Source organism: Dyadobacter sp. HNCC25DJ183, from assembly GCF_056895175.1.
Map to the genome: position 1 here is coordinate 790,650 of NZ_JBXHAP010000001.1, position 26,040 is coordinate 816,689.

The following is a 26,040-nucleotide window of genomic DNA, read 5'->3' on the forward strand; positions in this document are numbered from 1 at the left end:
CTCAAACGGCACTTATGAGATCATTTTTCTGCGTCATTTTACTTGCTGCACTGGCATCCTGCGACAAAAGCGGACCTACTTACAGCATTATACCTTCCGGTACAGGTACGCCGGGCGGCTCAGGTAACCCGGTCGTGGAAATCGATTCAACCAGGTTTGACAAACCTGAATTTGGTGATCCGGCTGCAACAGTACGCCAGTTTCCCTACGGACCAGGCAAAGCATATTCCGGAGATATCCGGCTGGTGGCAACGAAGCGCGGAGGGCTGAGGGACCAGCAATTCATATACGATAAATCCGGGAAGCTGGTTGAAAAGAAAACGTATGGGGGCGATGGTAAACACGTCTATACATCACAGAAGTATGTGTATCATCCAAATGCAGGCATTGCCAAAATCGAGTACTGGATCAATATAATAGGGATCATGCCGGAAGGTTACCCGACTACCGATGAGCTGTACTTGTATAGTTCGACAAAATTCGAGAATGGTTATATTGAGGGTACTTTTGACAAAGTTAATCAGCGTGCAGAACGGCAGGAAAGTTACTATTCCCCGGACCCGGTGGAACTTGGTTTTGATAAAAAAGGCAGACAGGTTTGGGAAGGAAGGACGCAGGACAAATCCCATTACTTCTCATATACCGCAATAGAAAGAGCTGATAACGGGAACATTGTCAAGATTAAGAACCGCTACTATTCGGATTACCAGGTAGGAAATCAGACGGTTTACACTTACGACGACAAGAAAAACCCCTACTACACCACAGGCGACCCTGCCGATTGGAGCAACCTGAATATCAACAATGTGATCGCTTCCAAATTCACTAACAACCAAAAATACAGCCAGACTGCCACATTCGAATACACCTATCGCCCTGATGGTTATCCTCAATACCAGATCGATCCCGCAACGAAGAAAGTGATCATGGAATTTATCTATAATAAGTAGTCAGATTAGCGCCTGGTAGTGAGCAGAGAGTGGTTATTTGGAATCTTCCACAAGGAACCGGCGGAATTCCGAATCGATCTGAAAACTGGTTACACCTATCGAAAGCATTCGGCGGCAATCCCGGGCAGCGTCGGCCATCATATCGGCAGATTGCCTGTAATGATACTTGTTAATCGCAGCCACAACCATTATTCCATTCTTGCGCACCCATTGTACATCTGCATCGGTCAGTCTGGACGGGCGCTCAAATAGAAAATAGTCGGTTACCTTGTAGCCGGGTTTCCGCAGATTCTCTTCCAGCTGCGCGCGGGAGCAGCTTAGCCTGATTTTGCCAGTAAAAAAATCCGTAGACTCATCGGTACCAATCATTAATGCCGATTTTCTCAACTGATATTTATCCAAAAGATCAATCAACTTCGTAAAAACAGTAGAATCAAACCCGGCTATTTTGTTGTCAAGCATGATCCCCAGCTTGTTCCGAGCACAAAAGCGGAGGATATTTTCGAGCAGCAACGGACTGTCCCCATCCAGCTTGCTTTTCATCTGCCTTATTTCTCCCCAATTAAGCTCGGTCACTTTCTTATCAACCTCGTAGTACCGCCTGAAATCCGCATCGTGGTTGGCGATCAAAATACCGTCCTTCGTTACGCGCACGTCTGTTTCAATCAGCTTGTACCCCTCCCGAACCGCCGCTTTGAGCGCCGACATACCATTTTCCGTAAAGGAACTGTCCACTACCCCGCCCCGGTGCGCAATCAGGGTTAGTTTTGTTTTTTGTGAAAAACAGAATGTAAATGAGAGGAATGCAATGATAAAAGCGACGAGGAATTTCATAGTAAAAAATAAAAGTACTTTCAGGTTCAGTGCCTGCACAACCCGCAAAAAACATCAGTTCTTATTCATTTTGCAAAGCTTCCACAGGATTGCCTGTGGCGGCACGATAAGTTCTGGTGCTGATGATCAGTCCGCCCAGTAGCAACAATACCCCCACGCAAAGTCCGAGTGTTTCGAAGCCGATAGACACGTGATAGGCGAAATTAAACAGGAATGCAAATCCTGCCATATACCCCAGCGGCAGCGCGATTACGGCGGCTATAACCAGCAGCTTGACAAAGTCCCGAGACAGCAGCCAGATGATCTGCGCGACCTCCGCTCCCATTACCTTCCGTATTCCTACTTCTTTAATGCGCGTTTGTGTGTTGTAGGTCACCATTCCGAGCAGGCCCAGGCAGGCAATTGAAAACGATATCCCCAAAAGCAGCCCCATAAAGCTCAGGTCATCAAAATGGGAATGGTGGCGATAAAGAAAGTCGTCGTACCACTCACCTTCAAAGGTTGCGTACGGACTGCTCTTCTTCCAGAGCGCCCTGATATCTGCTAAAACTTTGTCGCGTGCGCCGGGTGCAACTGCCACGTGCATATAGCCGATCCCGGCAGTTTGCTGGCGCAGTACAAGCGGCATGATTTTCCAGTTGAAGCTGGTGAACCGAAAGTTGCGGAGCACCCCCGCCACCTGTACTTCGGTGCTGTCATTGAGCCACAAAGATTTCCCGACTGCTTCTGCATTGCTGCCGAGGTTGAATTTGCTGACGGCCTCTTCATTGATAAAAACAAACCTGCCAGCAGCAGATCTGTTTGTAAGATCTTTCCCCGACAAAAGCGTCAGGTTCAAAGCCGGTATGAAGTCGGGTGCCACAGTGAAAATAAAACTGCTGGCAGAATTGACAGCTCCCCGGCTGGTTTTAATCAGGCCCGTTTGTCCGTAGTGGCCGAAAGGCTCGGAGATACCCGACACGTGCTCCACTCCGGCCAGCTTGCCCGCTTCATTCGAAAGCCGCTCGTAGGACAACGCATTCAGCGGAATGTTCAGCACATTCTCATTGCGAAAGCCATAGTCGCCCGTCGCCATATAATTTTGCTGCCGCATAACGGTTACCAGCGTGATCATCGCGATCAGCGAAATGGTAAACTGCATTACGATCAACGTTTTACGCAGCGAAATACCCTTGATTACTTTCAGCCCGTTCTGGCTGCGAAGTACCTCCGCCGGTTGAAAACCGGAAAGTACCCTGGCCGGGACAATGCCCGCGAGCAGCCCGGTACAAATGCTGAATGCGATGATAGCGCCCCATAATTTCCAGTCCCACACGACCCCTCCGATCAGCCACTGCTGCACAAAGCTCATGGGTTTTACAATTTCAAGCATGATATAAGCCAGCCCTAATGCAAGCAGGGAAAGAATGACCGACTCAGCCATAAACTGTCCGAGCAATTGCCAGCGAAGCGCGCCGGACGTTTTCCGTATCCCTACCTCTCGCGCCCGGCTCATGGAACGCGCCAGTGTAAGGTTGATATAGTTAAAAGCGGCCATTAACAGCGTAATAAGTCCCACCGCCATTTCGGCCATCAATCCACTGATCTGCGGCTCGTAGCTGCTGTTCATCAGCTCTTCCGTAGCCGGCGAAATGCTTTTCAGCGCCTGCGTGCGAAAGCCGAGTGAGCGGGTTGGCCCGGTGCCGAGGGCGGCGCTTCCTGTTTTGGCAACCCCAGGCAAAATGCTGTTCAGCTGCGCAGGGGTAGTGCCTGGTTTGAGCAGTACGTAAGTGTAGCTTTTCATATGATCCTTCCAGCCCGCATTATCGCCCCACGCGCTGAGCTGGTCTTCGGCCAATGCAAACAGGATATCAAAGCGCAAATGGGAATGCGATTCTGCTTTGGCGACTACGCCGGTGACGATTGAAGTACCTGCTTCTCCCTGGTCCAGCACCTGACCGATCGGGTTCATTTTGCCAAAAAGCTTTTCCGCTGCTTTCTGGCTGATTACTGCGTGTGCCGGAGCAGAAGGATACTGGCCCGATACAAGCGGGTAACTAAAAAGCTGAAAAAAGGATGGGTCAACGGCGAAAGTAAGGAAATCGAGCTCCCGGGAATTGCCCGTTACCGGCCCGTAAGTACGCACGGCGCGCGCTGCCTTCTCGATAATTCCGTAATCCTGCTCCAATGTACCTGCGAGCGGCAAAGGTGATGTGGCAAATGCAGACTTATCGCCCGTTTTGCTGGTTGCATCTGTGATAATGCGGTAAATACGGTCGGCATTTGTGTGAAAATGATCGTATTCCAATGCGCCTTTGATGTGCGCAATCGCCAGGAAGCAGACCATCAAACCAGAGGCAAGCCCGAATATATTGATGAATGCAAAAAGCCGCTGCTTCCAGATATTCCGCACGGCGATCTTTGTATAGTTTCTCAGCATGAAAAAGGGATTGGTATAAACCTGTTACAATGACGTAAAAGTTTATACCAATCGAAAAAACGGTTCAGAAACAGTACAACGCCTGTTTTCAGACCGAACGCTGTACGATTCCGAACGTAAATTGTTCACTTTTTGACAGTTTCAAAACGCGTCCGCTCGGTCTTCGTGAAGTCGACATAGCGGTATTGCTCCAGTACTGACATTTCCAGCGAAAGCTTGTAAATACCCCAGGGATACCTTGCTTCCGTCTGCACTTTCTCCTTTTTAGAACGCGCGACGCTTTTTGTGGTTTTTGTATAAAACTCTTTCATTACCCGCCCGTCCATTTGTTTTGGTACCTGCATACCGTACAGGCTCAGCACGGTTGGCGCGATGTCCACATTGGAAGTAGGCAGCCCGCCTGTGAATGCATCTTTGAAATCGGGCCCATCGGCGAAGAAGGCGATGTTGATCTCATACGGACTGGATCCGCCGTGGCCTGCTACGCCGCCGGAGAAATCTGTCCCTACATATCCTTTGTCGTTTTTATCATCATTCCAGTTTGGAGCGACCAGAATGTCGCCTGAGCGCGTCGGGTGGTTATAATGGATCGCGTCGAAAGACAAGGTACCGTCCACCCAGCCTGTGAAGCTGCCTTTCTTTTTAGGTTTTGTAAAAACAGCGCCGACCCAGTCTTCCTTATGCAATGCTGCGACGATCTTTCTGATCACATTTTCATCATGATTTTTCACATAAACAGCACCTTCCGAAATCACCACGTCGTCAGATTCCTTGTCTTTTTTCAAACCTTCCGCTATGAGCAAATCGCCCAGGTTTTGCTTGCCTGTGTGCGTTACAAAGCCGTGATCGGTGGAAATGAGGATATTATACTTTTCGCGCAAACCGCGCGCTGAAAGCGAATCCAGGATCCTGCCAAACTGCGCGTCTACATACCTGATCGCCGCAACAGCCTGTTCAGAACCGATACCATACCGGTGGGCAGCGCCGTCAGGGTCTGAAAACCAAACTGCACTTACCAGCGGGCCTTCGTTTTTCAAACCATAATGCAGTAATGCATCCGCCACCCATTTGTGTTTGATAAAAACATCGCCCGTACCTTTGGGCATCGGGCCCAGTTCGGCAAGTACCTTCGTTTTCAAAGATTCTGGCAGGATCAGTTCGTGGTTGATGATCCCTCCGCTACCAATTTTATGGTTTTGCAAAAAGGCCTGACCGGTGGTACCGGAGCTAAAAACCATCATCTGCTCGCCCGCCGCTTCCAGTACTTCGCCCATTGAAACAGCTGTCAGCAACTGCCCCGACTCAGATTCCTGCACTTTCATCAGATCCTCGTAAGTGGTACCAATTGCTTTGTTCGGACTCACTTTCGGGAAGTAAATGGAATTGCCGAGCAGTCCGTGCGTGCCGGGATAGGAACCGGTGGCGTAGGAAGAAGAGTTTACGCGGGTAACAGTCGGGAACACGCTGTGGTGCTCCTTTCCGTGGGACGCTTTTTGTTTGAATGCAAACAGGTTGGGCATCTGCTCTTTTGTAATGTAATCCGGCCGCAGTCCGTCGAAAAATACGATCAGCGTTTTATTCTTCGCTTTGTCGTTTTGTGACAGCTTTTGGGCAGGCACTTTTGCCTTGGAGTAAGCGGGTACCACGGGATTTATGCCGAGCTTTTTGGCCTCGGGAATAAAGTCTGACACATTATTGACCAAGACAAAATCAACACCTTCCGCATAGAGCCTGCTCAGTTCGTATGGCGTTTTTGCATAAAAATAGCTGATCTTAACTTTGTTGTCTTTCAAGTCCTGCATGACCTGCGTGCGGTCTTCACCCGGCTCGTGGCGCAGGAGCTGGATAAAGCCGGCGTGCATATCAATAGTAGCCTGGGCGTACTTCGGCGTATTTTTCCGGTAGCTGTTCTCCCCATTGCAGATCTGGATTCCGGGAACAACTTTCCTCGCCGCACCTGCCGCCTTTTCAGAGCAGGTTAGAAATGCCTGGTGCAGCCGGCCTGACTTCGCCAGCATTGCCGCCGCTTTTGCACCTACCGCCTCGTCGCCTTTCAAATGGCAGTTGAGCCACACATTATCGGGCATCATCGCCAAGGTTTCTTCAAAAGTAGGCACCTGCGTTTCTTTGAATTGCTCCGACTTCTTTATGCCCGCATCCAGCGCACGGATCTGTGCAAATGTAAGATCCGAAACCTTGCCAGTACCATTCGTGGTACGCTCCACGCCATCGTCGTGCATGATCACCAGCGCACTGTCTCTGGTCAACTGGATATCAAACTCGATCATCTGGGCGCCGAGCCGCACTGCCTCGCGGAATGCAGGCAATGTATTTTCCGGATGCGTGTCCATGCAGCCGCGGTGGGCGCACAAGCCACGCGCCGGCATTTGTATGTTTTGCGCGTAAGCTGTTAATCCTGCAAAAAACGATAGCAAAACAGCAGCAAACCTGAATCTGTATTTGAACATTGTACTTGAAATTTAACGCTACTGAAAACCTGAACAAACCTATTTATCCCACCAAACCTTAATATCACTGTCGTCGCCACCCATGGAAGCCACCGCACCGGCGAGTGCCTCGGGATTGAGCGATTGCAGATAGGTAGGGTAAGGCACGCGGGACGGAAATTTGTTTTCGGCAGGGATACCGGTGCCACGCGGTAATGCAGGATAGCCCGTCCGGCGCTTTTCAAACCAGGATTGATAATCTACAAAAAAGTAAGCGTAGTACTTCTGCAGCATAATCTGCTCCAACTGCATTTCGGGTGTAGCTGCCGCATTGTACGCGATACCCGGCTGCGCCAAAAAGCCCGCTGGTATGGTTACTCCCCATTGCGTCATGGAGGCGGCAATACCTGCTTCGTAGTGTTTATCCGGCGTCGACCCCGTGTTGTATCCCTTCAATGCAAGCTCAGCTTTGATGAATTCTACTTCCGCGAGCGTCATCATCACACCCAGCTGCGGCAGCGTTTTCAATGCATCGGAATAGCTTGAATTACTTCCTACCGCGTATTCCAGCGTAGTCGGGTAGCCGCTTTCTATGCCGCGGTATACGTTTTCAGTCCCTGCTTTTACCTGCGTAGCCCAGGGTGCGCGGCGCGGGTCGCCCGTCTGGTTCATAAAATCCATGAAGAATTTGGTATAATAATTCCCGTCCCGCCAGTCAACCTGCCGTGCATTGTAGAATGGATTGAAAAACGGAAATGTACCCGGATACCTGAAAATAGCCTCGTCTGCATTCGTTGCAAATACAGGGTTTGCAGCAGGATTTGCCAGTATCGCCGAGATCTGCTCTTTTACATTCACCTCGCCTTCTCTTTTAGAAATCCGGAGCAACAATCTCAGTCGCAAAGAATTGCAGAACTTCTTCCATTTCTGGATCCCCGGATTTTTACCGCCCGAAAGCGCATTGGAATTGTAGAGCATATCGCCGCCGTAAGTCAGCGCTTTGGTATCGTCGAGCAGACTGTTGGCTGTTTCCAGGTTTTTCAGGAGCTGAATATAAATGTCCTTTTGTTTGTCAAAACCTGGTTTGAAGTTACCCTCAATCGCCTTGGTAGCCTGAGAATAAGGCACGTCTCCGTAAAGATCCGTCAGAATCGAGTAGCTCCATGTCTTGTAAATCAATGCGATCGCCTTGTAATTATTCTCATTCAGCCTGTCGGCGATGATGTAAATATCCTCGATATCATTGAGATAGGTGTAAAAATTGCTCCAAACACCCGATCCCGGATTGACCAGGTACCTGTGCAAACCGCCCCCGCCCGCGCTGGCCCTCGGCGCGTCTACCTGCATCAGTTCATGCGTAAAATTGCGGCTCGCATTCACCGTACTGTTCACGATCTGGTATTGCAGCTGGCCCAGCATAACGCCCGGCGTGATCTCCTTTGGGCGGTTCGGGTCCGTATTGAGCTCTTCAAAACCGTTGGTACAGGATACCAGCAGACTGATCAGCATTAAAAAAGGAATATATGCTTTCTTCAACATGGTGATTTTCATTAGAATTTTAATGTAAGGTTCATTCCCATTGTCCTCGTGGAAGGAAACTGCGCCAGCTCCACGCCCGGCGTAAGCGTTCCATTGTTGAGGTTTCCGCCTTCGGGATCAAAGCCCGGGAATTTGGTAAAGTTGAACAGGTCCCTGCCGAAGAATGCAAGGCTCGTCTGGCGCACGCCAACTCTGTTAAGCAGCGCCTGCGGCAGGTTAAACTCCACCCGCAGTTCCCTGATTTTCAGGAAAGACGCATCGAAAATGTTGGTTTCTGCATTCGCGATCTGGTAGTAGTTATCGTAGTATGAGCTGGCAGGCACCTTCACCGTGTTAGGCGTAAAACTTCCATCCGGCTGCTTTACCACACCTTGACCCACGATCCCGTCTTCGCGTCCGGGTAGTGTCACTTTCGTTTTGCCCAAAGTATTGTTCTTGTGATTGGTTTGCGAGAACATACTGCCGCCTTTCTGTCCGTCAAGCAGCAGACTTACCCGCACGTTTTTGATCGTAAATTCATTGGATAAGCTCGCTTTCCAGTCTGCGAATGCGTTACCCCACTTTTTGGCCGTCGGATCCAGTGCAGCAGGCAGTCCTACCGAGGAATAAATGATCTGTCCGTCAGGTGCGCGCTGGAAACCACGTCCATACATATCGCCCATTAATCCTCCTACCCTCGCCTCAATGCTGACGTTGGTATTATGCGCATAAATCACCTGGTTGGTAATCCCCGAAGCAAGTTCTTTCACGTAACTGCGGTTGCGCGACCAAAGTAAAGTCGTGTTCCAGGTGAAATTTTTGGCAGTAACAGGCTTGCCAGTCAGCTTGATCTCCACACCGCGGCTGTTGATCAAACCCGCATTGATCAATGCATTGTTATATCCCGAAACCGGGTCCAACGGGACCGCAAGTATTTGGTTGCGGCTGTTATTGTTGTAGTAAGCGACATCGAGTCCCACCAAATTTTTGAGCAAACGAACATCCAGACCAAACTCGTAGCTGGCGGTAATTTCAGGTTTCAGGTCCGCATTGAAAAGTGTGTTGGAGTTGGTAAAGCTGTTTCCGTAAACCCGGTCGTAGTAGCGGGCAGTCTGGTAAGGTCTGGTATCATTCCCGACCTGCGCCCAAGAAGCACGAAGTTTAGCGAACGAAATCGCGCGCGGCAATGTCAAAAGCTCATTCAGCAAAAAGCTGGAACTGATAGAAGGGTAGAAAAACGAATTGTTTCCATAAGGCAGCGTACTCGACCAGTCATTCCGGCCGGTTACGTCCACAAAAATCTTTTCATCCCACGAAAACTGCGTCGCTGCGTAGATACTGTTGATCGCCTTTTTGGTTTTCAAAGGATCTGCTACTGCCTGGTCGAGGCTGTTTGAGATCTGGTAAATGCCAGGCTGCGCAAGCTGGTCGGCGTACATTCCTGCGAAATCGTAAGATTGGCGCATTGCATTTCCTCCCGCAGACGCAGTTACATCGATCAGCCCGCCGATTTTGTCTTTATAATTCAGTAAAAAATCGGTGTTCGACTCGTAGGTAAATACATTCTGTTCGCGGTACATCCCGCGCGGGTAGCGCGTCATACTGAACGGGCGCTGCTGCGAGCGGAACTCAAAGGCCATATCGAGGCCGGTGCGCACAAGCAGATCGAATTTTTTGGAGATCTCGTAATTCGCAGAAACGTTACCGATCACGCCGTGCTTGTTCATTTTGTTCAGCATTTCGTACATACCCAGGTAAGGGTTGTCGGGCGTCGGGTTGAATGGACTTCTTTGTTTTACGTTTTCCAGTCCGGGCTCCCAGTAGGGCTTAAACCACTCAGGTTTGATATTGGGCGTCGTGCCAAGGATCAGGAAGTACATCAGCGACTGGTTGTTATATCCCGCCATCGGCAAGTTGTCGCTTTTCTTATTGGTATAATTGACCTTTCCATTGATTTTCAGGCGACTTGATACCTTCTGACTAACTGAAAGCGCGGCATTCAACCTTTCGAAACCGGTGTTGGGAATGATCCATTTGTTTTTCAAATGCGTGAGTGACAAGCGGGCGGAGCCGTTTTCGCTTCCTCCTTCAATGGAAACGCTGTTCGAAAAAGTAGTACCTGTCTGGAAAAATCCGGAGATATAATCTTTATTGGCTACCCAGGGTGTACGTTCAGTCGGCCTTCCGTCCGGTGAATTCGGGTTAAACTGATAGTACATTTGTCCATTGAACTTGGGGCCCCAGGCTCTTCCCGCCGCTACTGTTGTTGCTGTATTGGGTCCGTCTTCGCTGTCGAGGTAAGAAAAATACGCGCCGCTTCTTCCTTCCCCATATTCAAACTGGTAGTCTGGATAGCGGTTGATCTGCTCTACGCTGAAATTGGAATTGACGGTAATACCTATGCCTTTGTCTTTGCGAACACCTGATTTGGTGGTGATAATGATTGCTCCGCCTGCTGCCCGGCTGCCGTACAAGGCCGTAGCACCGGGACCTTTGAGCACGGTAACTTTCTCAATATCATCAGGATTAATATCGGATAGACTGGAACCGTAGTCTACCGGGCTGTCGGCAGAAAGGTGAGAATTAAATCCGGTCCCGGTAATCCTGCTGCTCACAGGCACACCGTCCACGACGATCAACGCCTGGTTGTTGTCGAGGTTCAAAGACGATTCACCGCGCAGGGTAATCCTTGCCGATCCCATTGGCCCGGCGCCCGCACCCTGGATATTGAGCCCTGCTACTTTACCAGAAAGTGTATTGACCCAGTTGTTGGATTTGGCATCTTTTACCGCATTTTCATTGATCGTCTGTGCAGCGAAGCCCAGCGACTTCTCCTCGCGCCTGATCCCAAGCGCCGTTACCACTACTTCATTCAGGATTTTGGTATCTTCCTTTAATGTAACATTGATCACGCTCTTGTTACCCACTGCCTCTTCCTGTGACAGAAAACCGATCGCTGAGAAAATCAGTGTTGAGCCGGGTGCCGGGATGGTCAGGGAAAATGCGCCATTGGCGTCGGTGGTGGTACCTAAGCTCGTTCCTTTTACAAGAACGCTCACGCCCGGCAATGGGTCCCCGGCTGGTGCGGCACCCGTTGGTGCGGCACCCGCTGGTGCGGTAACCTTACCGTTGATGGTAAAAGACTGGGCAGACGAACGCATAGGCATGCAGAGTCCGGCCAGCAAGGCAAAAAATGCCAGCAGTAACCGTGTTTTCATATTCTTTTATCAGAGGTTAGTGAGAGTGCCGGCGCGGAATGTCCGGCATTTTGTTTTGTTAAACCCCAAAGATATCTGACGGTTACTGCCTGGATATTAAGCCTGCATTATGCATTTGTTACCGAATAAAACACGCCGGTTAAACTGCCGTATCCAGCGACTCCAACCCGGTATAGGTCACTCAATCAGCTTCCAGCTCCGCCAGGGTAGCTTTTATGCTGGCCAGCTGCGGGTCAGGCAAATTTTGTAAAAGCCGGCGTGCGGCGGCGTACACGAGCAGGACAATCAATGCTTGTGTAGCTATCACCAAGGCGATCTTCTGGCTACTGAAAGCTTCAAAACGCGGGGCAAGCAGCGAGATCCCCAGCAGAAAGCCGGCCACCAAGCTCAATTTCCAGATCTTTGCCGCGAGCCGCTGGTACCTTTCGTGTACGCGGATTACGGAAGACAGGCTTTCCCGTAAATCAGTGCCGGTGAGGTTGACCCGGCGTAAAAACAGGTACTCATTTACGGCGACTGCCAAAGCGGCTGCAACTACGAGCAGATATAAGAATGCAGGCAGATAATGAAGCCAATGCGTATAATCAAATGGATTACCGGCCAGTATAGCTGTAAAAAGCGCGAGTAGCGCGGTAAAGAACATTGCTATGCGGGCGGTTTTGGACTGCATGATCGCGAGCGTCCCGCGAGAGCGGTCGGTCAGCATGCTGCGCAGCATTTTCTCATTGAACTGGCGGGTAGCCAGCAGGTTCTGATCCAGGGTATTCCACTGTGTTTTAAGTTCTTCAAGTATCATGATTTTGTCGTTAAAGTGTTACGGATTTCATCAGGCTTTCCAGTTTCGTTTTAATCCGGCTGAGCTTTACGCCCACATTCGTCCTGCTGATCCCCAGTATAGACGCAATCTCCTCGTAGCTTTTTTCTTCCAGGTACAGCAGTACCAATGCCTTTTCAACCATAGAAAGCTGGTCAATGGCCACGTACAACCTGGCCACCTGATCGGGCGGTTCCGGCTCTTCCAGCAGGTCGGGGATCGGAAATGCCAGGTGCGAAAATGGCGTCGGGCTTGTTCTGCGGATATCTTTCCGGTAGGTTGAAATCGCCGTATTCATCGCAACGCGGTACAGCCAGGTACTTGCATTGGCTTGCTTGCGGAAAGTCGGGAAGGCGCGCCAAAGTTGAAGGACGATCTCCTGGAAAAGATCCTGGCGGTCCGGCGGCTCACGGGCATATATCTTGCAAACCTTGAAAAGAATGCCGCGGTGTTGGTTCAGCAGGTCGACAAATTGTTTTTCCACGATCAGATTCAGGACAGTTATACATCAATTAGTCGCATCGGGCATTCAAAAATTACATGGAGGCCGGTTTATTTTCAGATAAGGGTTTAAAATTTTTATCTATTGTTTAAAAGCAGTCTAAATACAGGCTATTTTTGTGGCAGGTACCTTTCCGAGAATGCATCTGTGGCGACAATAGAAAAAGAATTAAAGTATCAGGGAGTAACGAATGCGGAGCAAGGAGCTGGCGATACATATGCGCATAACAGCTGGACCTTTCCTGAATTCGGCGAACTGCATGAAGAAGAACTCACAGACAATGAGCTGCTTTACGATAATGCGCACACAGCCGGCGCAGGCAGGGAGTTTATTTCCAAAGCGTTTTATATATGGTACGGCAAGTTCCGGGTGCATTCAGAAGGTCCTGTTGTGGTCCATTCATCGGGTGACCGGATACAAATGCTGTTTTGCCTGCAGGGTGTAGCTACCTATTTTCAGGAAACTGCTTCAAAACCTTTTGTGCGCTTCAAACCGCAGCAGCATAACCTGTTTTTGCTGCCGGACAAGAATGTAATGATCCAGTGGAAGCCGGGCGAGGAAGTGGAGACTTTTGCGATCAGTATGGACACGCGTTTTTTCTTTGAAAACCTACCTGCATCTCATCCGATCTGCACACATTTCAGGAGCGGGATCAGCAGGTCGCTGCCTGCTTTTATGCTCAGGAGGAACCTGCCCGTCACCACCAAAATGGTTTCGTCCCTTTTTGAGATACTTAACTGCACTTACAGCGGCTATTACAAAAGTCTTTTCATCAAGGCGAAAGTAATCGAGCTGCTGGCATTCCAGTTTGAACAATACGAACATTTGCCCGTGCCGGATATCTCGGTTAACCTGAAAGAATCGGACAAAGACAAAATGCATCTTGCGCGCAGGATATTGTCCGAAAACCTCGATAAGCCGTGGTCGCTGCGGGAGCTGGCGCACCAGGTAGGCACCAATGAATTCAGTCTTAAAAAGTATTTCAAGGAAGTTTTCGGAAAACCTGTTTTTGGCTACCTGCACGATCTGCGAATGGAAACTTCGATGCAAATGCTGAAAGAGCCCGGCAACCGGGTAGCTGAAATCGCCCAGCGCGCGGGCTACAAGAATGCAACCCACTTCACGGCTGCATTCAAAAAGTATTACGGGATTTTGCCCAATAAGATCAGGATATGCCTGCTGCACTTGCTGCATCTTTCTGATGTACTCACCCAGCTTTTTACGCAGGCAATGGACAAAACCTCCTCTGTAGAGGCACTTTAAGGCCAGTTAAGGCTACATGATCTTGATCCCTTCTGCCTTGAAGCGGATCAGCGTTTGTTCCAGAACGTAGCTTTTAAATGTCGTTTCCTGGTAAACATCATTCAGCCAGACTAGGATTTTCAGCTCGATATTATCCGCAGCGATCGCATTGAAGAGGATCTGGCGAGGTGCGTTCTTGACGGTACCTTCCGCATTGTCGACAATATCGTGTATCACTTTCTTGACACGCTCTAAATCAGCCTCAATGCTGATTTTAAATGTGATTTCCGCCTTTAACCTTGCGTCACTCGTCGTGTAGTTGACCAACCGGCCGGAGAGCAGGTCTCCGTTGGGGATAATGACCTTTGAACCCAGCGGTGTGAGCAGCCGGCTGGACCTGATACCGATGTCGAGCACCTTCCCTTTCTTGTCTGCCAATTCAATGTAATCGCCTATCGTGAATGGTTTTTCAAAAATCAGGATGATCCCGGATACGAAATTGTTGACGATGTTCTGCATACCTAACCCGATACCTACGCCCAATGCACCAAGGAGAACGGTGATCCTGGTCAGCGGTACGCCGGAAACTGTTACGGCGATCAGAAAGCCGACCACAATGATCAGCAGCCGGATCAATGCGAGCTTTGAACCCTTATGTCCCGAATCCGCAGCAAAGCTGACATCGTGGCCCGAGAAGAAGTAGCCTACATTCTTTTGCAGGCTGTTGGCAAGCCAGATCGTGACAGCAAAAAACAGCACGTTTTCGAGGGTAAATGTCACGCTACCGAAAGTCCGCTCTTTTTCGAGGATCTGTAATGCAAAGTCGAATACCGCACCGATGATATTGAGGTTGATACAGAAAACCATCAGCCAGAGCACAATGGAAACAAACAGCAGCAGCCGCTGAAAATACAATCTGGTACGCTGCGCACTGACGCGCGAAAAGAGCATTTTTGCAGCTGTACTAACGCGGATATGCAAGTCGAGCGCCTCCGTGAGCATGTGCACGAAAACGGTTAAGCTGACCACCTGGATCAACCCGCTGATAGCAGTAATGCTGAATGCTTTGGCCAAGGAAAGCCGCCCGAAAACATTGAGCAGGATTGCCAGTACGTGTAGTACGATGTAAATAATCACCACCGGCTTGATCAGCCTTTCACCCAGATTGGCCTTTTTGACAATCTTGAAAAACCACCATCCAAATGCAATGGAAGCGGCACTAAGCCCCAGAAATGCAAACCGGAGCAGAAAAGATCCGTCCACAACCACATTGGCGCCGACCGTGAGCAGGTACAAAACGATGACGGAAAACCACCACGCAAGCTGCTCGCGCGGCAGCATTTTCAAGAAGAAGAATGTAAGTGTGATGACCAGCAGAAACTGGTTGAGCTCAATGTAAATGGAAGGTGAACGGGGCTCAAAAAGCGGCGTGATATTGAATAGTAAAATCAGCGTTGCAAGAAAAGGTTTATGCCCGATGAATTTGAAATCGGTCGGGCCTACCTCCTTGCTCAGCCTGGCACTTTTGGCGAAGTTGAAATTAATGTAAATCCATGCGAAAAAACCAATGCAGAGCAGCAGCAAGAAGACGCGGTTGTCCCAGGTAGACTGCAGGAAGTACCTCAGAACCTTATTCTGGCCGGCATAAGAGACTTTGATCAGCCGGTTCATATTGTCGGAGCTGTCTTTCTGGCGGGCTTTCCAGAGATAGCTTGATTCCCGTCCGAGCAGGTTTTTACCTGATTCTTTGATGTAATCGTTGATCGTGCCACTTAGATCGTTGGCCGCAAAATAGACCTCCGAAACATCGGCGAGCAGGTTACTTACGGTGTCCAGGTTGGCAGTGGTCGTCTCCCCTGCCTCCTGCAGCTTGCGCCTCAGCTCGGCTATCTGACCTTTGTACAGCTTCTTTTGCGTAGAATCGCCATTGTCGATGGTGAGCAGCGAATCCCGGCCAAACTCGATCACCGACGACGACATACTTTGCAGCTCGGCATTATAGCGGGAAAGCTGCTTGCGCCAGGCACTTGTTTTTTGCTGAATATCGGTGAGCATCAGCCGGTAATTGGCCAGACTTTTACTATCAGGAGCCGTCTTCTCTACTTTGATCGCCTCCTGTATCTGGCTTACATTGGTTTTGGCAACACCCAGCTCGCGCCTGATATCGGCGCTTCCGTAACCCTTTTTATTGGCTGCATTGATCTGCGTGATCACCGCCTGCGCGTTCTCGATCTTAAACAGCAGCGTGTCCGGTATTACCACACTGGGGGTTTCTTTTTCCGCAGGCTTCTGTGCGAGTAGCGGCAATGTGCTGGTGAGCAGCACAAGCAGGATTAAAAGGACAAAGTCCCTGACTTTTTGTGAATTGAAGAAGGAAATGCGGGTAATAACCGGTGTCATAGTCTGGATTTTAGCCAAGATTCTAGCTGCCGCCGGGTTGGCGACATCGAATTTGCTAAACTTCCATACCAATAAACGTCAATGAGAAAGAGAGAAACTTGTGCCCCGACAGCCGGAATTGAACAAACAGGCGTTTGTCAGCACATCAATGTACTTGTTCCTCCTTTTTGACCGGCTTGTAATAACGGTCGTAGAAAACCTGCTTTGAATCATTATAGCTGCTTACCGCGCCCAATTTGCGCATCAGTTTGATATAATAAAAAGCAAGGTCAACCTGGTGTGGCTGGAAACCGCTGCGTGCACTCTGCGGGAACAAATGGTGGTTATTGTGCCATTCTCCTGCCACCAGGCCCGGCCACAGCTGGTTAATGGATCTGTCTTTGTTGTTGTAATCAACGCCCGGCCGCTGCTTGTCCTCGCCTTTTCCGTGGCCTTCGTAATTGAAAGTCCGCACACCAATTGCCCAGAAGCCCGCCGCTCCGAACAACGTACAAGCCAGCGCGTGCCCGCCCATCAGGTAAAATGCGAGGTACCAGAAAGACCAGTTGAAAATCCAGTTGATCACCGCGTCGCCCGGGTTAACATAAGAGCCCCATTTCAGGTATTGCTGATAGGTATTCCCTTTCACGCCGGTGTGCTCCATCAACTTTGTGACGCGCTGGTAATCCGCCTCACTGAGATCCTTTGCAATCGGCTGGTGATTGACATCCGCCAGGAAACAGTACAAAAAGCCCGCGCTCGCATTATACGGATCGCCGGGCTGGTCGGACTTCAAATGATGAACATGGTGAGAAATGGCGTAGATCTCTTCCGGAACGACAGATACCGTCAGGTTTTTGGTAAAAAACCGCCAGAATGAGTTCCTGAATTTATAGGCGCCATGCGTACAGTAGCGATGATGCCAGATAGTCCCGTGGGTACCCATGATGATCATGCTGTATAGAAATGCAGCAGCGAGCATCCACAGACTGAAAAATTTAAAAACGAACAGAAAGAAGAATGGCATCAGCAGCAGCACCTGCGCCCAGCTGAAAAACGAAAGCCAGTTCCTCCGGTCTTTCACCACATTGAGCCTGGAAAAGAACTCACGCAGGATCTGACCGGTGCTCGGCTTGACAAGATCCCCTTTTTCATCCTTCCACCCGTACGAAGGGACCTGCAATACATAATCAAAAAAAGCCATTTAGAAGAGTTTACGATGAAAGGTGGGTTACGAAAAGTTCTGTATTTCAGCCTAATGTAGGCTTTAATCCGGATAAAACCCAAAAGTAGCTCGCAACAAGATCACACCCGCATGAAAACGCTGGGTTTGACACGCTGGTATTTTTTGAGCAAAAGATTGTAAAAAAGCTTTCAAACTATTCCATAGGTACGCCGGAAAACTACTGTATCTGCTACCAAAATCCGGCAAAAGCACATGTTTTCATTGAACTTTAACTGCTTTAACTATAATCAATCCCGGATTGTAAGGTAAAAAACAGGAATTAAATGCGGGGCGGTTGCTTGTTCGCTAAACTGTACTTTACTTTGTCTATCAGATTAGTAGGTTAAGTATGCTAATCAGCATCCCAGTCAAAACAAGCACCAGCATGAACTGCCTTCAAACAAGGGGCCAGGCGCTATTTCCCTAATTTTTATGTATCAAAACTCTTCCCTCAAACCGCTGTATCGCATTGTCAGCGTGCAGCTGGCGGCGATGGTGCTTTTTGCACTTAACGTCTTTGCACAAAATGGTGCTGTCTCAGGAACGGTCACGTCGGCCGGCGACAATTCTCCCGTTCCAGGTGTCAACATCGTCATCAAAAATTCACTAACCGGTACTTCTACCGATACCGACGGTAAGTACGGAATCACCGCGCCCGGTGAGGCTACCCTTGTTTTCTCGGGTATCGGGTACGTAACCCAGGAAGTGGCTGTAAACGGCCGCAGCGTTGTGGACGTGAAGCTCGCGGCTGATACCAAGCAGCTTGAAGAAGTTGTCGTAGTAGGTTACGGTACGCAAAAGCGCAATGCGCTTACCAACTCTATTTCGCAGATCGGCGGCGAGGCCATTACACGGCGACCGGTCTCCAACATTCAGCAGTCGTTTCAGGGCTTGATGCCGGGTGTGACCGTGCTCGACCAGGGCGGCTCTCCGGGTAAATCCAATGCCAGTATCCGGGTCCGCGGTATTACCACTTTCAATATCAATGGAAGCAGTACAAGCGGATTTGATTTGGGTAAAAATGATGCATTGGTGATCGTCGACGGCATTGAGCAGCGGCTGAGTGATATTAACCCTGACGATATCGAGTCTGTTTCGGTGCTGAAAGACGCTTCTTCCACGGCGATTTACGGTTCACGCGCCACAAACGGAGTTATTCTTGTAACAACAAAAAGAGCGAAAGGTGGCAAGGTACAGGTGGATTATCACGGCTACTACGCAATCCAGAAATCCAATAATGTGCCCAAAATGATGGGAATCGAGGCTTACATGCGGGAGCAGGTAGCGGCTTACACCAATGCAGGCGTGACTTTGCCTGCGCGTTTTACAGAAGAATCCATTCAGGCTTACGTGAATGCAACAGACCGAGAGAAGTATCCTTTGCCCAACACCTGGTTTGAAACCATGCTCCGCGCTGCGCCGCAGCAAAACCATACGATCTCCGTTGCAGGCGGTACTGACGTGCTGCGCACCAGATTGAGCGCAAGGTACCAGGATCAGCAGGGCGTCATTGCGGGCTACTCCAATACAATTGGTGAGTTCAGGCTGAACACCGACTATGATGTTTCAAAAAGGATCCGTGTAAGCGGCGATATCAATTACCGGTACAGCCGCACATTGAACCCGACCGTAAACAATGCAGCCAACAACCCGCAGCCGCTGAACAACTTTTTCCACGGTACATTGTGGGCAGTTCCCAAATATCCCGACGGCACTTACGGACTGAGTACACAGGGAAACAACCCGTTGATGTTTAACGAAATAGGCGGCCAGTCGCGGCAGAACACGGACTATCTCGCGGGTTACATCAAAGCAGACATCGACCTTGCTGAGGGCCTGACATTCTCGACGCAGATTGCGGGCCGGGGTACTTTTGTATTTCAAAAGAACTTCACGAACTCCTATACAAACGTTGACAAAAATACCAATGTAACCAAAACGGTTGCGATCAACTCGCTTACGGAAGTGCGCAACAGCTTGCGCGAGTACACTATCAACAACTTGCTTACTTACGAAAAAGGCTTTGGCGAACATAACCTGAAAGTACTGGCGGGCTACTCGCAGATCGGAAATACGCAGACTTTCCTGTCGGCCTACCGGGAACGTTTTTACAACAACGACATTGGTTCAATCGGGCAGGGCGCAAACGACGGAACGAAAAGCAACGGCGGCAATGATGCGGAATACGGGCTCAGGTCGTTTTTTGGCCGGGTAAATTATGACTTTAAAGAAAAATATCTTTTTGAGGCAAATGGGCGCTATGACGGTTCATCCAAATTCACAGGCAACAAGCAGTACAGCTTCTTCCCTTCCTTCTCTGCCGGCTGGCGGATCTCGAAAGAAGCTTTCTGGGGTAGATTGGAAAATGCGGTTAATGATCTGAAACTACGTGGTTCATGGGGTATTACGGGAAACCAGTCGGTGGACCTTTACAGCTACTATTCCGCGCTGACTGCCTACGGATATACATTCGGCGGAACGCCCGCCCAGGGCTACCGGCCTACCACACTGGCCAATACAAATCTCGGATGGGAATCGACCACGCAGCTTGACCTCGGAATAGACGCTGCATTGCTAAACAGAAGACTGACTTTTACAGCTGATTATTACCGCAAGCTGACCGACGACATTCTGCTTAACCTGGATATCCCTGCCACCATCGGGTTGAAAGCACCGCCCCAGAATGCGGGATCGGTAGAAAACAAAGGTTGGGAATTCAGCGCCAACTACCGCGGTGGCCAGAGTACTTCCAGCTTCCGGTACAATCTGGGTGCCAATTTGAGTATTAATGAAAACAAAGTTACTGACCTGAAAGGCACAGGCCCCTATATTACCGGTTCCGATATCGACCCGAGGTACATCATTGCAAAAGGGTTACCGATCAATACACTCTGGGGTTATCAGACCGATGGCTTGTTCCAGTCCGAGCAGGAGATTGCAGAATACAAGGCGACTTACGCAGCGAACACCAAGCCAGGTGACGTCAAATACGTAGACAGGAACGGTGACGGAAAGATCAATGCAGATGATATGACCGTAATAGGCAACTCTTTCCCGAAATATACCTTCGGCCTGAACACGGATTTTTCTTACAAAGGTTTTGACCTGAGTATCCTTTTTCAGGGAGCGGCGAAAGTAGACGCGCGGCTCGCAGGTGCATTGGCCGAAATGGGTAACCAGGAAGGATTCACGCATGAGATTTACACCAACAACTACTGGACTCCCGAAAACCCCGGCGCACGTTTCCCCCGTCCGGTGAAATTTGACCTGCGCAATGTGGCTACTTCTGACAGACTGGTGATCGACGGATCGTACCTGCGCCTTAAAAACGTGCAGCTTGCTTATACTATCCCGGCGGACATGGCAAGCAAGCTGCGCCTGAACAAAATCCGCGTGTATACTTCTGCGACCAACCTGCTGACATTCTCCAAGCTGAATGAATGGAATCTCGACCCGGAAGTACCATCGGGCCGTGCGGTATACTTTCCGCAAACTGCATTGTACACCTTCGGCTTAAATCTGCAATTCTGACCCGCATTCAAAAGCATTGATCATGAAAACAAATACCATCAAATACCTCATATACTCGGGAGTTGCGGCGCTTGCATTGAGCCTTTCTTCGTGCGACTCCAACTTGCTGGAAACAGTGCCGAATGACCGTCTTTCCGAAGATTTGTTCTGGAAAACAGAAGGCGATGCGCGGCTGGCTGTCAACTCGCTTTATACCGATCTGGACAGCATCAATGTCATTTCCTGGGACGGCGTGACCGACATTGCGCACATCAACCAGAGCTTCAATATCGACGCATACATTGAACAGGGCAGCTACGATGCAACCAGCTCGAAAATTTACGGAGAATGGAGAAATGCCTACCGCGGGATCCGTTCCGTGAATTACTTTCTTGAAAATGTTGATAAAATACCAACTGCAAATACAGCACTGATCAACCAGTTTAAAGGTGAAGCGAAAGTGTTGCGTGCTTATCAGTACATCAAGCTCGCCGGCTTGTTCGGCTCCGTTCCGCTGATCACTTCCACACTGACCATTGATGAAGGCCGCACATTGAAAAATGCTCCTGTCGAAGAGATATGGGGATTTGTTGAAAAAGAACTGACCGAGGCAGCTGCATTGCTGCCCGCTACTTACGGCCCGGCTGACAGAGGAAGAGCGACGAAAGGAGCGGCTCTGGGTTTGCTGGCTCGTGCGCATTTATATGCCGGACATTATGAAAAGGCAGCTGCGGCAGCCGATCAGGTGATCAAGCTGGGGGTTTACAGTTTGTACGATTCGTATGAAAAACTCTTTACCTACGCTGCCGAAAATAACAATGAGGTAATCTTCGACAAGCAGCATCTAAAAGATGTGTATCCGATCAATGTGTTCGCTTACCTGGCGCCTTACAGCCAGAAGAATGGCGGCAGCACGGTTGTGCCAACAAAAGCTTTGGTGGATACCTACGAAACGATTTCCGGTAAAAAGATCACGGATGCAGCCAGCGGCTACGATCCTGCCAAGCCTTACCTGAACCGTGATCCCCGGCTCAGATTCTCCGTATTTCTGGAAGGTGACGCGCTTCCCAGCGGGATTTCCTTTCAGCCCCGTCCTACCAGCGGCACAGCCGACGCGATCGGGAGTACTTACATTGCTTCCACGACGGGTTTTAACATCAAAAAATATTTCAACGCCGAAGATTACGCGAACCCGGCAAACGGGGGGATCAACATCATCCTGCTGCGTTATGCTGAGATCTTGCTGACATATGCCGAGGCGAAGATCGAGCTGGGGCAGATTGATGCGAGCGTTGTGAATGCGATTAATCTCGTGCGGAATGGACGGACAGACGTGAAACAGCCCGCAATCAAAGCCACAACGCAGGCTGATTTACGTGAGATCGTTCGCCGCGAACGTACTGTTGAGCTGGCGTTTGAAGGGCAGCATTTATTTGATATCCGCCGCTGGAAAACAGCCGAGCAGGTCATGAAGGGCCCTGTTTACGGCATTACCTATACTGACAATGCAGGTAAGCTGGTTACTGTGCAGGCCGCCTCGTCAAACCGTGTTTTTGACGCAAGCCGTCACTATCTTTGGCCGATTCCGCAAAAAGAACGGGACCTCAATCCTAACCTGACACAAAATCCTAACTGGTAAGCTCTTGTAATTTCATTCTTATGTCAAAATTATTTTCTGCATTGTTTGTCACTTTGGCCGCATGCATTTTACTGGGTTTTCAGTCCAAACAGCCGGCTGCAAAAACGCCTAACATTGTACTTTTCTTTATCGACGATCTTGGCTACGGCGACTTGTCGGTAAATGGCGCATTGGGCTACAAAACGCCCAATCTCGACAAAATGGCTGCCGAAGGAACGCGCTTCACGAACTTTATGGCAGCGCAGGCTGTGTGCAGTGCCTCGCGTGCAGCTTTACTCACAGGCTGCTACCCGAACCGGGTTGGCATTTATGGCGCACTCGGACCAGCGCAGCCCATTGGCCTGAACCCAAAAGAGGAAACAATCGCTGAGCTCCTGAAAGCGCAGGGTTATGCAACCGGCATTTTTGGTAAATGGCATTTGGGAAGCGAACAGGAGTTCCTCCCATTGCAGCAAGGTTTCGACGAATATTACGGCGTACCTTACTCCCACGACATGTGGCCGCTGCACCCATGGCAGGAAAAAGCCAAGTACCCGCCTTTGCACTGGATCGATGGAAACAAGCAGGGTAAGGAGATCAAAAACCTGGACGATGCCAGCGAGCTCACCCCAGCAATTACCGAGCATGCCGTTTCATTCATCAAAAAGAACAAGAACAAACCTTTCTTCCTGTACGTACCGCATCCGCTGCCACACGTTCCCCTTGCTGCCTCCGCAAAGTTCAGGGGTAAAAGTGAACGGGGTATTTTCGGGGATGTACTCATGGAGCTTGACTGGTCTGTAGGCGAGATTATGAAAGAATTGAAAGCGCAGGGACTGGATGAGAATACATTGGTCATTTTCACGAGTGACAATGGCCCGTGGCTCAACTACGGTGACCATGCCGGTTCATCGGGTGGTTTCCGGGAAGGAAAAGGCACTTCCTTCGAAGGCGGGCAGCGCGAGCCTTGCATTATGCGCTGGCCGGGCGTGGTACCCGCAGGCAGGGTATCGAACAAGCTTTTATCAACCATCGATATCCTGCCCACAATTGCCAGGCTAACCGGCGCAAAACTGCCCAAAGAGAAGATCGATGGTATCGATTTCACCGACCTTCTCAAAGGCGACGACACCAAGACACCGCGGGAAAATTTCCTCTATTATTATCGCAAAAACAGCCTTGAAGCTGTGCGTAAAGGCAACTGGAAACTAGTGTTTGCGCATCCTGGCCGAACTTATGAAGGTTCACTACCCGGGAAAAACGGTCAGCCTGGTCCTGCTCCCGAAGACCACGCAATTGCGAGGGCACTGTATAACCTGGCGCGCGACCCGGGTGAGCGTTATGATGTGCAGGAACAAAATCCTGAGATCGTAGCCGAGCTAGAAAAGATTGCAGAGGCTGCACGTGAGGATCTGGGAGACGATTTGCAGCAACGTCCGGGCAAAAACCTGCGCCCGGTCGGACAAGTTGCCAGAAAATAAATGCTAAGGCCCGGTTGTTACTTTTTAATGACCGGGCCTAAAAACTGCCAGGCAGCCACTTCCGGCTCCTGGTGTTCTTTCCTGAGTATTGCATCAAACTCTTGCAGCAGTCCTGGATTTTTCGCCGCCACATCAGTGGTTTCATTTCGATCTTTTTTCAGGTTAAAGAGCTGCCAGGGATTGTCCGGATTCTTTCTCAAATCGGTTTTTACAGCCTTCCAATCGCCCATTCTGATCGCCAGCTGACCTCCCTTTTCAGGATACTCGAAATACAGGTACTTATGTTGGGGCTGCTTTTTGCCCAAGAGTGTTGGCAGAAATGAAATTCCGTCTGTTTTTGCAATTTGCTGACCGGTAAGCTCAGCAAGTGTGGCCATTAAATCGTACTGAATGGAAACGTGCTCGCTGACACTTCCTGCCTTGATCTTACCGGGCCAGCGTGCGATAAACGGCTCGCGTATCCCGCCTTCGTAAACATCCATTTTCAAGCCCCGCAAACCTGCGACGCTGTTGAAGAACCTTGCATTTACGCCACCATTGAAAGTAGCCCCATTGTCGCTGCTGAACATGATAATTGTGTTTTCATCCAACCCCAGCTCTTTTACTTTTTGCATTACTATGCCCACCTGCTCGTCCAGGTAAGTTATCATGGCGGCGTAGGTGGATAGCGGGTATTTGTTTGCCGCATATCCTTTCGCACCATAATAGGGCTTCTCATCGAACTGCCCGATGTATTTCCGAACGTAAGCATCGGGAGCCTGCAATGCAGCGTGCGGGATGGTATAGGGCATATACAGGAAAAACGGCGCGCCTTTGTTCTTTTCAATGAATGCAAGCGCTTTTTCAGTCATTTTGGCCGGCGCATATTCTTTGCCTTTAAAGGAATCAAAATCTGCATTGGTTGCCTTCGTGGAGTCTATTTTTCGGTGCACATCAAACCAGGGCTGAGCAAGTGTGTCCCACTCGCCGTTCTCCCAGAGGTGTGAGGGATAGAAATTATGTGCCTGCTTTTGGTCGAGGTAACCATAGTAATAATCAAAACCTTGCTTGTTTGGAGCGCCTTCGGTATTGTTCATTCCGAGGCCCCATTTGCCTGTAAGCGCGGTGGCATAACCTTTTTGTTTAAGCATTTCGGCCACGGTAAATTCCCCTGCCGCCAGCGGCTTCTGGCCTCTTTCTTCTTCATCCTTAAAACCGCCCAGCTCAAAATTGCCCCTTATGGCCGAATGGCCGCCGTGCTTTCCTGTCATAAGCATAGCCCGGGCAGGCGCGCACACGGGCATGCTGGTATAGTGCTGCGTAAAGCGCATTCCTTCTTTCGCCATTTTATCGAGGTTCGGCGTCTTGATTTTTTGCTGACCATAACAGCCGAGCTCACCATAACCCAGATCGTCGGCGTAGATGTAAATGATATTGGGTAACTTTTGCTGCTGGCCCTGGCAATGTGGGGGAAGAATTATCAGGAGAATGATTAACAAGCTGATGCTAAGCAGGTAGTCGGGGCGAAATGTCACGATGGTTCAGGTTGAGTTTTCAGGTTGTTAAATATATCCATTTAGCTTTTGCAGACCAATAATGCAGCTCTAAACAAGCCGGTTGAGATGATAATTGCGGACTTAATTTATTTCGATCTGAAAACAAAAACCCGACGCTCACATGCCCTACACTCTGGCGATATATTTCAATTATTTGCCTGATTAATGACAAAATACATCAAAATACAGTTAGTACTAATCAAATACTTCCGCATTTTTAGCATTATTTTGGTTTAAAATTGTATTGTGAAAATCGATCGGTTTTAATGATAATTATTGACTTGTGAAAAATAACATAGATCAATCAACAGCAACTATGCCTATGGAAAATTCCTAGACTTCCTCTCG

15 protein-coding genes are annotated in these 26,040 nt (G+C 49.6%); 5 read left to right on the forward strand and 10 right to left on the reverse strand.

Features of this window, described 5'->3' with window-relative positions:
* The first annotated feature begins 14 nt into the window (after positions 1–14).
* Positions 15–950 (forward strand): hypothetical protein, encoded by a 936-nt coding sequence (locus tag AC1XTG_RS03175; protein WP_484840992.1) that lies wholly within the window; start codon positions 15–17, stop codon positions 948–950.
* A 33-nt stretch (positions 951–983) separates the two neighbouring features.
* On the opposite strand, the gene AC1XTG_RS03180 is transcribed toward AC1XTG_RS03175, so the two are convergent.
* The 7 genes from AC1XTG_RS03180 to AC1XTG_RS03210 all read right to left on the reverse strand — a co-directional run bounded on the left by AC1XTG_RS03180 (position 984) and on the right by AC1XTG_RS03210 (position 12,684).
* The gene (locus AC1XTG_RS03180; RefSeq protein ID WP_484840993.1) at positions 984–1,784 is read right to left on the reverse strand and encodes a glycerophosphodiester phosphodiesterase; all 801 of its coding nucleotides are present in this window, start codon (positions 1,782–1,784) and stop codon (positions 984–986) included.
* A 61-nt stretch (positions 1,785–1,845) separates the two neighbouring features.
* Positions 1,846–4,203 (reverse strand): ABC transporter permease, encoded by a 2,358-nt coding sequence (locus tag AC1XTG_RS03185; RefSeq protein ID WP_484840994.1) that lies wholly within the window; start codon positions 4,201–4,203, stop codon positions 1,846–1,848.
* Positions 4,204–4,328: 125 nt separating this feature from the next.
* Positions 4,329–6,671: an alkaline phosphatase family protein gene (locus tag AC1XTG_RS03190; protein WP_484840995.1), complete on the reverse strand. Its 2,343-nt coding sequence runs from the start codon at positions 6,669–6,671 to the stop codon at positions 4,329–4,331.
* A 39-nt stretch (positions 6,672–6,710) separates the two neighbouring features.
* Positions 6,711–8,201, reverse strand: coding sequence for a SusD/RagB family nutrient-binding outer membrane lipoprotein (locus tag AC1XTG_RS03195; protein ID WP_484840996.1), 1,491 nt, complete (start codon positions 8,199–8,201; stop codon positions 6,711–6,713).
* Positions 8,201–11,386, reverse strand: a complete 3,186-nt coding sequence (locus tag AC1XTG_RS03200; RefSeq protein WP_484840997.1) for a SusC/RagA family TonB-linked outer membrane protein — start codon at positions 11,384–11,386, stop codon at positions 8,201–8,203. Before AC1XTG_RS03200 ends, AC1XTG_RS03195 begins: the two co-directional genes overlap by 1 nt.
* Positions 11,387–11,567: 181 nt before the next feature.
* Positions 11,568–12,182 carry a hypothetical protein gene (locus AC1XTG_RS03205; RefSeq protein WP_484840998.1) on the reverse strand — a complete coding sequence of 205 codons (615 nt, stop codon included), beginning with the start codon at positions 12,180–12,182 and terminating at the stop codon, positions 11,568–11,570.
* Positions 12,183–12,192: 10 nt separating this feature from the next.
* Positions 12,193–12,684 (reverse strand): RNA polymerase sigma factor, encoded by a 492-nt coding sequence (locus AC1XTG_RS03210; RefSeq protein WP_484840999.1) that lies wholly within the window; start codon positions 12,682–12,684, stop codon positions 12,193–12,195.
* 102 nt (positions 12,685–12,786) lie between these two features.
* On the opposite strand from AC1XTG_RS03210, the gene AC1XTG_RS03215 reads away from it, so the two are divergent.
* Positions 12,787–13,965 carry an AraC family transcriptional regulator gene (locus AC1XTG_RS03215; protein ID WP_484841000.1) on the forward strand — a complete coding sequence of 393 codons (1,179 nt, stop codon included), beginning with the start codon at positions 12,787–12,789 and terminating at the stop codon, positions 13,963–13,965.
* 12 nt (positions 13,966–13,977) lie between these two features.
* Here the strand turns inward: AC1XTG_RS03215 and AC1XTG_RS03220 are convergent, their stop codons facing one another.
* Positions 13,978–16,344 (reverse strand): mechanosensitive ion channel family protein, encoded by a 2,367-nt coding sequence (locus tag AC1XTG_RS03220; RefSeq protein WP_484841001.1) that lies wholly within the window; start codon positions 16,342–16,344, stop codon positions 13,978–13,980.
* Positions 16,345–16,489: 145 nt separating this feature from the next.
* Entirely contained in the window at positions 16,490–17,527 is a 1,038-nt protein-coding gene (locus AC1XTG_RS03225; RefSeq protein WP_484841002.1) for a fatty acid desaturase, read from the reverse strand.
* 453 nt (positions 17,528–17,980) lie between these two features.
* Here AC1XTG_RS03225 and AC1XTG_RS03230 point away from each other — a divergent pair, with 453 nt between their 5' ends.
* From AC1XTG_RS03230 to AC1XTG_RS03240, 3 genes are read left to right on the forward strand one after another with little or no spacing between them, the layout of a single operon-like run.
* Positions 17,981–21,079, forward strand: a complete 3,099-nt coding sequence (locus AC1XTG_RS03230; protein ID WP_484841003.1) for a SusC/RagA family TonB-linked outer membrane protein — start codon at positions 17,981–17,983, stop codon at positions 21,077–21,079.
* A 22-nt stretch (positions 21,080–21,101) separates the two neighbouring features.
* Entirely contained in the window at positions 21,102–22,697 is a 1,596-nt protein-coding gene (locus AC1XTG_RS03235; protein WP_056287004.1) for a RagB/SusD family nutrient uptake outer membrane protein, read from the forward strand.
* Between the two features lie 20 nt (positions 22,698–22,717).
* Positions 22,718–24,157 carry a sulfatase family protein gene (locus tag AC1XTG_RS03240; RefSeq protein WP_056287000.1) on the forward strand — a complete coding sequence of 480 codons (1,440 nt, stop codon included), beginning with the start codon at positions 22,718–22,720 and terminating at the stop codon, positions 24,155–24,157.
* Between the two features lie 17 nt (positions 24,158–24,174).
* On the opposite strand, the gene AC1XTG_RS03245 is transcribed toward AC1XTG_RS03240, so the two are convergent.
* A complete protein-coding gene (locus tag AC1XTG_RS03245) occupies positions 24,175–25,671 on the reverse strand; it encodes an arylsulfatase (protein ID WP_484841004.1) in 1,497 nt (498 codons plus the stop codon).
* Between the last annotated feature and the right edge of the window lie 369 nt (positions 25,672–26,040).

Excerpts from the sequence above, each read along its gene's own strand:
- AC1XTG_RS03175 (WP_484840992.1), top strand. The coding sequence starts at position 15 with ATGAGATCATTTTTCTGCGTCATTTTACTTGCTGCACTGGCATCCTGC.
- AC1XTG_RS03180 (WP_484840993.1), bottom strand. The coding sequence starts at position 1,784 with ATGAAATTCCTCGTCGCTTTTATCATTGCATTCCTCTCATTTACATTC.
- AC1XTG_RS03185 (WP_484840994.1), bottom strand. The coding sequence starts at position 4,203 with ATGCTGAGAAACTATACAAAGATCGCCGTGCGGAATATCTGGAAGCAG.
- AC1XTG_RS03190 (WP_484840995.1), bottom strand. The coding sequence starts at position 6,671 with ATGTTCAAATACAGATTCAGGTTTGCTGCTGTTTTGCTATCGTTTTTT.
- AC1XTG_RS03195 (WP_484840996.1), bottom strand. The coding sequence starts at position 8,201 with ATGAAAATCACCATGTTGAAGAAAGCATATATTCCTTTTTTAATGCTG.
- AC1XTG_RS03200 (WP_484840997.1), bottom strand. The coding sequence starts at position 11,386 with ATGAAAACACGGTTACTGCTGGCATTTTTTGCCTTGCTGGCCGGACTC.
- AC1XTG_RS03205 (WP_484840998.1), bottom strand. The coding sequence starts at position 12,182 with ATGATACTTGAAGAACTTAAAACACAGTGGAATACCCTGGATCAGAAC.
- AC1XTG_RS03220 (WP_484841001.1), bottom strand. The coding sequence starts at position 16,344 with ATGACACCGGTTATTACCCGCATTTCCTTCTTCAATTCACAAAAAGTC.
- AC1XTG_RS03225 (WP_484841002.1), bottom strand. The coding sequence starts at position 17,527 with ATGGCTTTTTTTGATTATGTATTGCAGGTCCCTTCGTACGGGTGGAAG.
- AC1XTG_RS03230 (WP_484841003.1), top strand. The coding sequence starts at position 17,981 with ATGTATCAAAACTCTTCCCTCAAACCGCTGTATCGCATTGTCAGCGTG.
- AC1XTG_RS03235 (WP_056287004.1), top strand. The coding sequence starts at position 21,102 with ATGAAAACAAATACCATCAAATACCTCATATACTCGGGAGTTGCGGCG.
- AC1XTG_RS03240 (WP_056287000.1), top strand. The coding sequence starts at position 22,718 with ATGTCAAAATTATTTTCTGCATTGTTTGTCACTTTGGCCGCATGCATT.